Source organism: Mameliella sp. CS4, from assembly GCF_019392335.1.
In the GTDB taxonomy this organism is placed as follows: domain Bacteria; phylum Pseudomonadota; class Alphaproteobacteria; order Rhodobacterales; family Rhodobacteraceae; genus Antarctobacter.
The window spans coordinates 13,543-25,669 of sequence record NZ_JAHXRQ010000031.1; the positions used below are offsets into that span (position 1 = coordinate 13,543).

The following is a 12,127-nucleotide window of genomic DNA, read 5'->3' on the forward strand; positions in this document are numbered from 1 at the left end:
CAGCCCGGCAGGCCGAAAATGGACGACATCCAGGGAGGATAGACCTATGAAAACGCCCTTCTCATTCGCGGCGCTGGCCGTGGCGGGGACCTTGATCGCCGGGACGGCGGCGGCGCAGGACCTGCGCCTGGCGCCCGCGGCCCCGCCGGCGCATCCGGCCCATTACATGTACACCCATTTCGCCGAGTACCTGGCCAAGGAGTCCGGGGGCACGATCGGGACCACGCTGCTGGGCCCCGAGGTGGTGGCGCTGCCGCAGATGGCGGATGCGCTCAAATCGGGCCTGGCGGATGTCGGCAACTCGCTGCCGCTGTATTTCGCGGCCGATTTCCCGCTGACCGGCGTGGCGGGCGACCTGGCCCTGCAGGGGCGCAACCCGCATGCGATGGCGCTGGCCATGACCGAATGGGTGGTCACCTGTGAACCCTGCCAGCAGGAATACAAGGAGTTCGGCGGCGTTTTCCTGGGCGCAGGATCGTCCGACGTCTATGGTCTGATCACCACCAAGCCGGTGGAGTCGGTCGAGGATCTGAAGGGCCTGCGTCTGCGGTCGGGCGGCGCGCCCTATTCGCGCTGGGCCGAGCATTTCGGCGCGACCGGGGTGCCGATGGGGGTCGGGGCGACCTTCGAGGCGATGAGCCAGGGCGTCATCGACGGCACAATGGCCTCTGTCGTGGACATGCTGTCCTATCGGCTGGTGGACATCGCCACGCATTTCAACACGGTTCCGATCGGCACCTACCATGCCACCTCGAACTTTACGGTTGCCCTGCCGACATGGCAGCGCCTGTCCGAGGAAGAGCGCCTGATGATCGTCAAGGCGGCCAACCGCGCCAATTTCGACCTGACCGACCGCTGGGCCTTTCAACTGCCCGCCGATGCGCGCGACGCGGTGGCCGCCTCGGATATCGTGGTGGTCGAGGCCTCGGACGACCTGCTGGCCGCTTCCGAGGCCTTTGCCGCGGCTGACCGCGAGGCACAGATCGCCAAGGCCGGGGACATCGCCGCCGATTTCGCCCGGCTGGTCGACGAGTGGTCCGAGCTGATCGCCGAGACCGGCAACGATCCCGACGCCCTGGCCGAGCTGGCCTGGGAGCGGATCTGGAGCAAGGTCGACCTGGCGACCTACGGCCTCTGAAACCTCTGGCCCTGGCCCGCGCCCGGCGCGGGGCAGGGCGCCCCATCCGACCGGAAAGCCCGATACATGAACGCGCTGACACAGGCCGCGTCACGGATCGCCCGCGTGCTCGCCCTTCTGGGGGCCATCGCGGTTGTCGTGATGATGCTGCATATCTGCCTCGACGTGGTGCTGAGGAACCTCTTTCGCTATTCCTTCAGTTCGACCAACGCGATGGTGGCCCGTTACTACATGGTGCCGCTGGCTTTTCTGCCACTGGCCTATATCGAGCTGCGCGATGAAATGGTCTCGGTCGAGCTGATCGACAGCTTTTTGCCGCCCTGGCTGCGGCAACTGTCGGACGCGCTGGTCGCGGCCATTGCCTGCGGGATCTACGGCACGCTGGCCTGGGCGACCTGGGGGTCGATGGTCTCCAACTGGAGGCGGGGCACGATGATCGAACTGGGCGATATCGAGTTCCTGACCTATCCCAGCTACATCTTCCCGACGCTGGGCTTTGCGCTGGCAACGGGTGCCTGCCTGGTCAAGGCCGCCGACCGCGCGCGGCAGATCGGACGCAGCGCATGAGTGTCGAGACGGGCTTTTACGGGGTTGGCATCCTGATCGTTCTGCTGCTGTTGCGGGTGCCGGTGGCGATGGCGCTGATCGCGGTCAGTTTCGGCGGGGTGGTCAGCCTTGTCGGGATCAAGCCGGCGGTGGGCATCCTTTATTCCACGCCATACGATTTTGTCGCCTCCTGGACGCTGTCGGCGGTGCCGATGTTCTTGCTGATGGGCTTTGTCGCCTTTCACGCCGGGCTGACCGGGGGGCTGTTCGAGGCGGCCAAGCTGGTGCTGCGCAGGCTGCCGGGTGGATTGGCGATCTCTTCGATCTTTGCCTGTTCGGGGTTTGCCGCCGTGTCGGGGTCGTCGCTGGCCTGTGCCGCCGCAATGGGGCGCATCGCCATCCCCGAAATGGTCAAGGCGGGCTATCGCCCCTCCATCGCCGCCGGGTCCATCGCGGCGGGGGGCACCATCGGCGCCCTGATCCCGCCGTCGATCCTGATGATCCTCTATGGCGTCTTTGCCGAGACCTCGATCACCCAGGTCTTTGTCGGCGGCATCGGCATCGGGCTGGTGACGGCAGTGTCCTACTGCGCCGTGATCCTGCTCATCAGCCTGTTTCGCCCGGACGTCGTTCCGCCGCGTGTCGCGGCGCCCGAGTCCGGCACCACGCGCAGCGCGGTCCTGAACGTCCTGCCGATCCTGGCGCTGATCGTGCTGGTCTTTGGGGGGCTCTTCGCCGAGTTCTTTTCCGCCACCGAGGCGGGGGCGGTGGGCGCGTTGGGCACCATCATCATTTCCGCCGTGACACGCCGCCTGACCCGCGAGGTCATCAGCCAGTCACTGCTGGAAACCGTCACCACGACCGGCTCGCTTTTCATCATCGCCGTGGGCGCCTCGATGTTCACCCGCTTCCTGGGGCTGTCCGGCTTGTCGGGTTTCATCAATTCATGGGTAGCCGGGGCAGACCTGGCCTATGTGCAACTGATGCTGATCGTGGTGCTGATCTACCTGGTGCTGGGCACCTTCATGGAGCCGGTGGGCGCCATGCTGGTCACGTTGCCGGTCTTTCTGCCCGTCCTGCAGAATGAGGGGCTGAGCCTGGTCTGGTTCGGCGTGCTGGTGGTCAAGCTGCTGGAGATCGGGATGATCACGCCGCCGGTGGGGCTGAACGTCTTTGTCATCAAGAACGTGGCCTACAAATACGTCACCACGGCACAGATCTTTGCCGGGGTGATCCCCTTTCTTCTGGCGGATCTCGTGGTGGTGATCCTGACAATCGCCTTCCCGGCGGCGGTCCTGTTCCTGCCCGGGCTGCTATAGCCGCCGGTCAGCGCGGCCAGCGCAGCGCTGGCGTGGGCAAAGGGCTACACGCTGGATTTCTGCCGCCGGTGCATGCTGACTGAAGGGCTGAAGGATCTTTTCTGTGGCAAGGTCTGGGCAGAGGCCCACGCCCGGACGGAGGTGCCAGGAGAAGCGGACCTGGATCGCGACCGCCGACGCGGCTGATCCCTGAAAGGCGGCTGCCGGACCTGCAAGGGCACGGCAGCCGCTTTGCCTTACTTGGTGTCGAACAGCGCGATCAGGTCGGTCCCGACCGTCTTCAGCTCTTTGCGCAACGCGTCCAGCTTGTCCGCTGCCGCGACGATTTCCGTTTCGGTGCTGTCCAGCGCCTCGATATAGCGGTTGCGCAGGCTCTCGACCTCGACCGCGTCGAGGTTCGCGCGCAGGCGGCCCTGTTCGCTCGACAGCTCGCGTTGGCGATCTTCCAGAGAGCCGATCTCCTGCTCGATGGCGCGGGCCCGGCGCAGCAGGTCATGGGCGGTGTCAAAGCTCTCGCTCAGAGCCGCATCGACGGCAATCCGCCCGGCGCGGACGTCCAGCACCAGCCGTTCGAAATCGCCCGAGTCCAGCGAATATTGCCGGCGGCTGACCGAGCGTTCCACCAGGGCCAAAGAGACCTCGCCCTCTTCGACGGGCACGGTCACACGGATGAAACCGTCGCCCTGTTCCACCTTGCCCGGGGCGCTGTCGAGTTCGCCGAAGCCGCCGGGATGTTCGACCGAAAACAGCGTCGCCTCTTCCGGCACGGTGGCGTCATACCGCGTGGTGCGCAGGGTGATCAGGTTGACGGTCACACGTTCTCCGCCCGAGATCATCGCGGAAATGCGCTGGGTCTGACGGCGGTCGGTATTGACCGTGGCGCCGGTGGCCTCGGCGAAGGGCAAGAGACGGCTCTGTCCGGCCAACATGCCGGTGAAGGGCGCGTCGCCGACGAAGCCGTTGGCATCCTGGACCGAGACCAGCCCCGGCGCCAGCGCCTGATCCGCCTGCAGCGAGGCGGCCATCAGAACCTGGGTCCCGGTTTTCTGCGGACGGTAGAGCGCGCGGATCTCGGGCTCGATCGCCATGTCGAAATACATCAGGTTTGCGGTGCGCCCATCCTCCAGGTCGACCGGCTGCGGCATGGCATAGCGCAGGATGCCCGCGCCGCTCAGCACCTCTCCCGCGCGGGCGGTGCCCGAGGGTTTCGCAAGATCGAGTGCCAGTGATTCCTTGAACACGGGGGCATAGGCGGCTTCTGGAGCGGGGGCGGCAAGCGCCCTGACGCCCCGGTCGGGCGCAACCGTGACCGGGCGCGGACCCGAAGGAGGATCATTCCGCGCGATGTACAGTGGGTCGATCAGTTCGCGCCGGTAGGCCACGGGAGAGCCGGTGGTCAGCGTCAGCGCCACGTCGTCCCAATCCTGCCCCGAGACATTCTCGACCGTGGCCCAGCCCTGGAACCGGCCTTCGTCCAGCAGAAGACGCCAGGAGTTCTTCCAGGCCGCGACCTCGGTCACATAGGACAGGTGTACGTCGCGGGCATCTGCGGCCTCCAGCGTCAGGTCAAAGCGGCGGGTCTTGCTGTCGCGCCGGTCGGCGTCCATCGCGCGGGCCAGTTGCGCGGCGACCTCCTCGGAAAAGGTGACCTGCGCGCCGGGCGTCAGCACGATGTCCTGTACGCCATCCTCTGTCAGCATCAGGACGGTGGTGCGGGTGACGTCCTTGCCCTCTTCGACGATCTGGGTTTCGCCCACGCCCATGATGCGGCCGGTAAAGGCGCCGCGTGCGGTGGTGACTTCCAGAACCTCGCCAATCATGGCGCGCACCAGCCCCTCTGTCGTGCGGGGCACGCCGCCGGCAAAGATGGTGTCCGCCAGGGCGGCCAGGCTGCTGCCGGGGGTGTCGGTCTGCAGGTCGATCACGCCGCCCGACGGATCGCGCACGACGAGCGAGGCCAGCACGTCGTCGGAATCGCGCATCGGCACGTCAAAGGAGAGGGTGTTGCCCTCGGTCGGGGCGATGAATGTATAGCGCGCGATCCCGGCCTGTCCCAGTTCGATCCGGGTGATCTGTGGAGAGGCAAGGGCGGTGGAAACAAGACAGGTGGTCGCCAGCAGGGCGGGCAGGAAAATGGATTTTGTCATGGTCGTCGACTCCTCGGTGTTCGCGGACGGCTGAAAGGCCGTGTTCCGAGTCTACGACGCATCAGCCGCCCGCGTCCTTGGTGAGGTCGTGTCAGATTGTGAATTTTTTTCCGGCGAACCGTTCAGGCGGGTCTTTGGCCTGCCTGCCGGGAAATCTGTTACGATGTTCGCGGGAAAAGGGGGATGCGATGTCGGACTATTATGATCTCGGGACCTATGGCCGCCCGGTCGGGACCGTTCCACAGGCGCAGGTCTGGCTGGATCGGGGGCTGGTCTGGCTCTTTGGGTACAACCACGAAGAGGCGATCCACTGTTTCGAACGGGCGTTGGTGATCGACCCGGCCTGCGCGCTGGCCCATTGGGGCATCGCCTATGCCATCGGGCCGAACTACAACAAGCCCTGGGAGGTCTTCACCCCCGAGGAAAAGGCACCGGCGCTGGCCCGCGCCCATGCGGCTCTGGCCGCCGGGTTGGCCCTGACAGGCGCGGCGCCGGTCGAACGCGCCCTGCTGGAGGCGCTGGCCGCGCGCTATCCGCAGGATCCGGAGATCGAGGACTACCAGCCATTCAACGACGGGTTTTCCGCCGCGATGCAGCCGGTCCATGCGCAGTTTCCCGACGATCTGGATGTCATCTTTGTGCATGCCGAGGCGATGATGAACCGTACGCCCTGGCAACTCTGGGACTTCCATCGTGGCATCCCGAACCCTGAGGCCTCGACCACTGAGGCGATGGCGGTGCTGGAGCGGGCCTTCGACCAGATACCGGGCGCCTGGGATCATCCCGGCCTTCTGCACATGTATATTCACCTGATGGAAATGTCGCCGCATCCCGAACGCGCATTGCCCCACGGCGACCGGCTGACGGGGTTGGTGCCGGACGCGGGGCATCTGGTGCACATGGCGACACATATCGACGTGTTGTGCGGGGACTATCAGAGCGTTCTGTCGCGCAACCTGGCCGCGGCCAAGGTCGACGAGACCTTCAAGGCGCGGTCGGGGGCCGCGAATTTCTATGCGCTCTACCGCATTCACAACCTGCATTTCGCGCTCTACGGGGCGATGTTCCTGGGCCAGAAGGCTGCCGCCCTGGACGCGGCGCAGCGCTTGCGGGCCGAGGTGCCGGACGAGGTGGTGCGGGTCTATCCCGACCTGTTCGAGACCTTCGTGGCGGCCCTGCCGCATGTCTATATCCGCTTTGGCATGTGGTCCGAGGTGCTGGATCTGGAATTGCCCGAGGATACCGAGCTTTACACGACGACCAACGCGCTGATCCTTTATGCGCGGGCCATCGCGCTGGCCAACCTGGGCCGGCACGACGCGGCGAAAGCGGCGAAACAGGCTTTTGCCGAGGCCTATGCCGTGGTTCCGGAAGAGCGGATGCTGTTCAACAACACGGCGCGCGACGTGCTGGCCGTGGCCGAACAGATGATGCTGGGCGAGGTCGCCTACAAGGGAGGGAGACGCGAAGAGGGGCTGGCCTATCTGCGCGAGGCGGTCGCCCTCGACGATGGGTTGCAGTACGAAGAGCCGTGGTCATGGCCGCAGCCCACGCGGCATGCGCTGGGCGCCTTGCTGATGGATGCCGGACGCTACGCTGAGGCCGAGGCGGTCTATCGCGCGGATCTCGGGCTGGACGGGAAATTGCCCCGGCCAAGCCAGCATCCCCGCAACGTCTGGGCGCTGCACGGGTTGGACGAATGCCTGACCCGACGCGGCGAGACGGTGGAGCGTGCCCATATCAAGGCAGCGCTCGACGTGGCCCTTGCCCGGACCGATGTGCCGATCCGGGCAAGCTGCCTTTGCCGGTCCCGGGTGGCCTAGATGTTTTGTCCCGAGGTGTGATGCTCTGTTGCCTCGGCCTCGCGGACAACGGCCCCACCCGAAAGGCGGGGCCGTTTCGCGTTCCGGGGTCAGCGCGTGGCTTCGGTCTCGATGGCTGCGCGCATGCCCTTGTCCAGCATGAGCGATAGCCGAGCGATGACCGCGTCGCGCCAGCCGGAGGCCTTGGTCAGGCGGGCAGGGATCAGGTCCGGGATCGCGGCAAGCCGGTCGTGCAGGCCCTCGGGCGTGACCGGCAGGTCCGGCGGCGGCGTCAGCAGGGCCGCCCTCGGGTCGCGCAGGTCATAGGCTTGGCCTGTCGCGTCGCGGCCAAGCGTGTAGCGCATCCAGGCGGCGGTGGCGAAGGCGAAGGGCTCCAGCGGTTGGGCGCGTTCCTGCGCGTCACAGGCGGCGGCAAAGATGCGCTGCGGCATCTTCTCGGTCCCGTCCATCGCGATCTGGTAGGTCTCGTGACCGAGGTGCGGGTTGGCAAAGCGCGCGGCCAGATCGGCGGCGTAAACCTGCAGATCCACGCCGGGCAGGGTCGGCAGGGTTTCTGCGGCGGCGGCCAGATGGCGCCGGACCAGCGCCGCCAGCGCGGGGTCGCCCATCACGTCGCGGACATACCTGTGCCCGGCGAGGAACCCGGCATAGGCCAGCATGGAGTGTGCACCGTTCAGCATCCGCAGTTTCATGTTCTCGAAGGGGCGGACATCCTCGACAAAGACCGCGCCACCGGCCTCCCATGCGGGACGGCCTTGGGGAAAGCGGTCCTCGATCACCCATTGGCGAAAGCTCTCGCTCTCGATGGCGCCGTGATCCTCCACACCCGTCATCTCGCGGGCCAGCGCCAGCGTGGCCTCGGTGCGGGCCGGGGTGATCCGGTCGACCATCGTCGAGGGGAAGGCGACCTCCTGTGCGATGTGATCTGCCAGGTCGGGCGCGGTCTGCCGGGCGAAATCGACCAGAAGCGCGTGCACGAGTGTCCCGTTTTCCGGAAGGTTGTCGCAGCAGAGTACGGTAAAGGGCGGCGTGCCGGCCTGTTTTCGCTGCCCCAGCGCCCAGACCAGCAGACCGGCCACGCCCTGCGGGTCGGTCGGGTCCGCGAGGTCGGAGGCAATCGCCGGATGGGTGCGGTCGATGCCGCCGCTGGCGCGATCAATGCCATAGCCCTTTTCGGTCACGGTCAGAGAGACGATGCGCGTTGCCGGATCACACAGCGCATCCAGAACCGCGCGGCGGTCCGTGGACAGGCTGAGCGCGCGGTCGATGGCGCCGATGACGCGCGCTGTGCTGCCCTCGACGCCGCGTTCGATCACGGTAAACAAACCGTTTTGCGGCGTCAGTTCCGCCGCCGGTTCCAGGCTGCGCAAGCTGACGCCGGTGATGCGCCAGTCGCCGCCTGCCGCTGCCAGCGCATCATCCGTGTAGACCGCCTGGTGCGCCTTGTGAAAGGCGCCAAGGCCGATGTGGACGATGCCCGGGCCGTGGGCCGCCGGATCAAAGCCCGGGCGGCGGACACCCTGGGCAAGTTGGTCAAGTGCGCTGAGCCGGGTCATGCCACCACCCGGGGCGAGAGTGCGGCGATGATGCCGCGCAGTTCCGCCAGGCCCTTGAGACGCCCGATAGACGGATAGCCCGGCTGCGCCTTGCGCCCCAGGTCATCAAGAATGTCCTGCCCGTGATCGGGGCGGAAGGGGATGGACCAATCGGCGCGGCCCGCGGCCCTGCGGCGGGCCTCTTCCTTCAATGCGGCCTTGACAAGGGCCACCATGTCGGTGTCGCCGCCCAGGTGCTCTGCCTCGTGGAACGATCCGCGCAGCTCGGGTGTCTCGCGCTTGACGTTGCGCAGGTGCAGGAAATGCACCCGGTCGCCGAGACGATCCATCATGCCCGGCAGGTCGTTGTCGGGCCGCGCGCCCAGCGAGCCGGAGCATAGCGTGATGCCGTTGGCGGGCAGGTCGACCGCCTCCATCACCGCGCGGTACTGTGCCTCTGTCGACATGATGCGCGGCAGGCCCAGCAGCGGAAAGGGTGGGTCGTCCGGGTGACAACACAGCCGCAACCCCAGGTCTTGTGCCACCGGCGCCACCTCTGTCAGGAAATCGATCAGGTGGCCGCGCAGGGTCTCTTCGCTCAGGGCGGCATATTCGGCCAGGTGCGCGCGCACGTCCTCGAGCGAGAATCGCTCTGCCGCGCCGGGCAGGCCGTAGACGACGTTTCCGGCCAGCGCCTCTTTCGCCTCGTCCGACTTTTCGGCAAAGCGGCGGGCGGCGGCCTCGCGCAACTCTGCGCCATAGTCCTCTTCGGCGCCGGCCCGCGCGAGGATATGCAGGTCGAAGGCGGCGAAATCGGTCAGGTCGAAGCGCATGCAGGTGGCGCCGCTGGGCAGGCGCCAGGCCAGGTCCGTACGCGTCCAATCCAGCACCGGCATGAAGTTGTAGCAGATCACCTCAAGGCCCGAATCCGCCAGATTGTGCAGGCTTTCCTTGTAGTTGGCGATATGTTGCCGCCAGTCGCCCTGTTGCTTCTTGATGTCCTCGGAGACAGGCAGGCTTTCCACCACGGCCCAGTCCAGCCCCGACGGGGAGCCATCGGAAAAATGCGCGATTTCCGCCTGCCTCCGGGCGATCTCGGCGGGGCTCCAGACGGCGCCGGTAGGGACATGGTGCAGGGCCGATACGATGCCTTCGGCCCCCGCCTGTGCCACGTCATCGGGTGTCACCAAGTCCTTTGGGCCAAACCAGCGCCAGGTCTGTTTCATCTTGTCCTCCCGCGTTGAAGTCTCGCCGACTCTGTATCATCCGGCAACATTGCTGACTAGTATGGAAGTATGGTAGATGCCAAGTGGGAGGACGGCGAATCATGCATGTCGAGGGTGGAAACTGGGAGCTTGACCCGGCATTGCCGATTTCGCGGCAGATCCTGCGGATCCTGCGCGAGCGGATCATCCACAACGATCTGAAGCCCGGCGACAGGCTGTCCGAGTCCGAAGTGGCCCGCACCTACGATGTCAGCCGCCAGCCCGTGCGCGAGGCCTTTATCCGGCTTGCCGATCTCGGCCTGCTGGCCGTCCTGCCGCAGCGGGGCACCATCGTCAGCCGGATCGGGTATTCGGCAGTTCTGGATGCGCGATTCCTGCGCGAGGCCATCGAGGCCGACATCGCCAAGATCCTTGCCCGGTCGCCCGATCCTGTCGTTATCGCCGACCTGCGCGCACAACTACGCCGCCAGGAAGAGGCAGAGGGCGGGGACCCGAACGATTTCATCGACCTCGACGACCTGTTTCACCGCACCCTGGCCGAGGCCGCAGGCAAGGGCGGGGCATGGAAACAGATCGAGGGGCTGAAGGCCCAGATGGACCGGGTTCGTTTCCTGTCACTGGGCCAGTTCCCGCTGCGCAAGCTGATCGCACAGCACCGCGACATCGTGGACCAGATCGAGAAGGGCACCATCTCGGGTGCCAATTCGGCGGTCCGGTATCACCTGCGCGAGGTCCTGGGCGACCTTCCGCAGATCGTGGCGGCGAATGCCGCCTATTTCGAATTGCCGGACGGCGCATTGCCGCACCCGGTGAACGCACCCATCCAAGGAGGAGAACAGGGATGACTTTTGGTTTCAGGATGACCGCAATCGCCGCAGCCGTGGCGGCAATGGTCGCCGCCCCGGTCGCGGCGCAGGAGATGACGCTCAAGCTGGGTCACCTCGCCAACGAGGAGAACTCGTGGCACAAGGCCAGCGTCAAGTTCGGCGAGGAACTCTCGGCGCTGACCGATGGCCGTATCGCCGTCGAGGTGTTCCCGAACGAGTCGCTGGGCAAGGAAATCGACCTGATCAACGGCATGCAGCTGGGCACCGTCGACATGACGATCACCGGCGAAAGCCTGCAGAACTGGGCGCCGATGGCCGCCCTGCTGGCGGTGCCCTATGCCTTCCAGACCATCGAAGACATGGATGCCTTTGCCGCCGGTCCGGTGGGCGACGACATCAAGGCGCAGATCATCGACAAGGTGCAGATCCGCCCGATCGCCTATTTCGCCCGTGGCGCACGTGACCTGACCTCGAACCGGCCGATCACCTCGCCCGCCGATCTTAACGGCCTCAAGATGCGCGTGCCGAACGTGCCGCTCTTTGTGGACGTCTGGAAAGCGCTGGGCGCCAACCCCGGCCCGATGGCCTTTTCTGAGGTCTTCACATCGCTGCAGAACGGCACCATCGAGGCTCAGGAAAACCCGCTGGCCCTGATCCGCTCGGCCTCGTTTTACGAGGTGCAGAGCCATGTGAACCTGACCGACCACGTCCGGTCCTGGATCTACCTGACCATCTCCGAGCAGACCTGGGCCAAGCTGTCCGACGCCGACAAGGATGCGGTCATGGAAGCGGCGGCGCGTGCGCAGGCCTATGAGCGTGAGCTGTTCGAGCAGAGCCTGGCCGACGACCGCGCCTTCCTGGAGTCGAAGGGCATGACCTTTGTCGATGTCGACGCGGCGGCCTTTCAGGCGGCGGCCAAGGATGCCGTCCTGGCCAACGTGAACGACGAGATCAAGCCGATCGTCGAAGAGCTTTTCGCGCAGTAAGACCCGCGCGTTCGCAAGCAAACCTGGCCGGTGCCGCGGGGGCGTGGCGCCGGCCTGATTGACAGGGGGAACATGGTGAAACACGTTGATCGCTTTATCGGGGCCGTTGTCCTGCTGGCCCGGATCGGGGCGGGCCTGGGCTTTGCGGTGCTGATGGGGGCCGTGCTGGTTCAGGTCATCGGGCGGCTGTCGGGCACCTCGCCGGTCTGGACCGAGGAACTGACCCGCTACGCGCTGCTTTACATGGTGGCCTTTGGGGCGGGGGCCGCGCTGCGGTCGGGCGACCTGGTGAACGTGGATGTCATCAGCGAGTCCTTACCCGCACCTCTGCCCTGGCTGCTGCGCCTGCTGGCCGCCCTGGCCACCGCCGGGCTGGCCATCTTCCTGCTGTCCCACGCCTGGCGCTATGTCTCCATCGGCAAGATGCAGACCTCTCCCGCGCTGGGTATCCGCATGGACTATGTCCATTTCACCGTCTGGCTGATGCTGGTCGGCCTGGCCGTTTTCGCGCTGCTGCGCGTCATCGGCATGCTGTCCGGCACCGAAGACGGCAAGCCTCACCGTCCAGAGGAGGAGTGAT

10 protein-coding genes are annotated in these 12,127 nt (G+C 66.2%); 7 read left to right on the top strand and 3 right to left on the bottom strand.

All coding sequences use genetic code 11. The features are described from left to right. Window positions 1-46 precede the first annotated feature (46 nt). From dctP to KZZ07_RS23690, 3 genes are all read left to right on the top strand, one after another. The gene (gene dctP / locus KZZ07_RS23680; protein WP_219518270.1) at window positions 47-1,138 is read left to right on the top strand and encodes a TRAP transporter substrate-binding protein DctP; all 1,092 of its coding nucleotides are present in this window, start codon (window positions 47-49) and stop codon (window positions 1,136-1,138) included. Between the two features lie 66 nt (window positions 1,139-1,204). After that, complete coding sequence (locus KZZ07_RS23685; protein WP_219518278.1) at window positions 1,205-1,705, top strand: TRAP transporter small permease; 501 nt, start codon at window positions 1,205-1,207, stop codon at window positions 1,703-1,705. Then, the gene (locus tag KZZ07_RS23690; RefSeq protein ID WP_219518280.1) at window positions 1,702-3,003 is read left to right on the top strand and encodes a TRAP transporter large permease; all 1,302 of its coding nucleotides are present in this window, start codon (window positions 1,702-1,704) and stop codon (window positions 3,001-3,003) included. The genes KZZ07_RS23685 and KZZ07_RS23690 overlap by 4 nt, the downstream gene beginning before the upstream one ends. Before the next feature lie 236 nt (window positions 3,004-3,239). On the opposite strand, the gene KZZ07_RS23695 is transcribed toward KZZ07_RS23690, so the two are convergent. Beyond that, window positions 3,240-5,150 (bottom strand): hypothetical protein, encoded by a 1,911-nt coding sequence (locus KZZ07_RS23695; protein WP_219518282.1) that lies wholly within the window; start codon window positions 5,148-5,150, stop codon window positions 3,240-3,242. A gap of 188 nt (window positions 5,151-5,338) precedes the next feature. On the opposite strand from KZZ07_RS23695, the gene KZZ07_RS23700 reads away from it, so the two are divergent. Next, window positions 5,339-6,973 (top strand): tetratricopeptide repeat protein, encoded by a 1,635-nt coding sequence (locus KZZ07_RS23700; RefSeq protein WP_219518284.1) that lies wholly within the window; start codon window positions 5,339-5,341, stop codon window positions 6,971-6,973. An 89-nt stretch (window positions 6,974-7,062) separates the two neighbouring features. Here the strand turns inward: KZZ07_RS23700 and KZZ07_RS23705 are convergent, their stop codons facing one another. After that, window positions 7,063-8,529 (bottom strand): mannitol dehydrogenase family protein, encoded by a 1,467-nt coding sequence (locus tag KZZ07_RS23705; protein ID WP_219518286.1) that lies wholly within the window; start codon window positions 8,527-8,529, stop codon window positions 7,063-7,065. Then, a complete protein-coding gene (uxuA, locus tag KZZ07_RS23710; RefSeq protein ID WP_219518288.1) occupies window positions 8,526-9,734 on the bottom strand; it encodes a mannonate dehydratase in 1,209 nt (402 codons plus the stop codon). The genes KZZ07_RS23705 and uxuA overlap by 4 nt, the downstream gene beginning before the upstream one ends. Window positions 9,735-9,835: 101 nt before the next feature. Here uxuA and KZZ07_RS23715 point away from each other — a divergent pair, with 101 nt between their 5' ends. The 3 genes from KZZ07_RS23715 to KZZ07_RS23725 all read left to right on the top strand — a co-directional run bounded on the left by KZZ07_RS23715 (window position 9,836) and on the right by KZZ07_RS23725 (window position 12,126). Further along, window positions 9,836-10,579: a GntR family transcriptional regulator gene (locus KZZ07_RS23715; protein ID WP_219518290.1), complete on the top strand. Its 744-nt coding sequence runs from the start codon at window positions 9,836-9,838 to the stop codon at window positions 10,577-10,579. Continuing rightward, entirely contained in the window at window positions 10,576-11,547 is a 972-nt protein-coding gene (locus tag KZZ07_RS23720; RefSeq protein ID WP_219518293.1) for a TRAP transporter substrate-binding protein, read from the top strand. The genes KZZ07_RS23715 and KZZ07_RS23720 overlap by 4 nt, the downstream gene beginning before the upstream one ends. A 75-nt stretch (window positions 11,548-11,622) precedes the next feature. Next, window positions 11,623-12,126, top strand: a complete 504-nt coding sequence (locus tag KZZ07_RS23725) for a TRAP transporter small permease (protein WP_370631245.1) — start codon at window positions 11,623-11,625, stop codon at window positions 12,124-12,126. Window position 12,127 lies beyond the last annotated feature (1 nt).

Excerpts from the sequence above, each read along its gene's own strand:
- KZZ07_RS23700 (WP_219518284.1), top strand. The coding sequence starts at position 5,339 with ATGTCGGACTATTATGATCTCGGGACCTATGGCCGCCCGGTCGGGACC.
- KZZ07_RS23715 (WP_219518290.1), top strand. The coding sequence starts at position 9,836 with ATGCATGTCGAGGGTGGAAACTGGGAGCTTGACCCGGCATTGCCGATT.
- KZZ07_RS23685 (WP_219518278.1), top strand. The coding sequence starts at position 1,205 with ATGAACGCGCTGACACAGGCCGCGTCACGGATCGCCCGCGTGCTCGCC.
- KZZ07_RS23705 (WP_219518286.1), bottom strand. The coding sequence starts at position 8,529 with ATGACCCGGCTCAGCGCACTTGACCAACTTGCCCAGGGTGTCCGCCGC.
- KZZ07_RS23690 (WP_219518280.1), top strand. The coding sequence starts at position 1,702 with ATGAGTGTCGAGACGGGCTTTTACGGGGTTGGCATCCTGATCGTTCTG.
- KZZ07_RS23720 (WP_219518293.1), top strand. The coding sequence starts at position 10,576 with ATGACTTTTGGTTTCAGGATGACCGCAATCGCCGCAGCCGTGGCGGCA.
- uxuA (WP_219518288.1), bottom strand. The coding sequence starts at position 9,734 with ATGAAACAGACCTGGCGCTGGTTTGGCCCAAAGGACTTGGTGACACCC.
- KZZ07_RS23695 (WP_219518282.1), bottom strand. The coding sequence starts at position 5,150 with ATGACAAAATCCATTTTCCTGCCCGCCCTGCTGGCGACCACCTGTCTT.
- dctP (WP_219518270.1), top strand. The coding sequence starts at position 47 with ATGAAAACGCCCTTCTCATTCGCGGCGCTGGCCGTGGCGGGGACCTTG.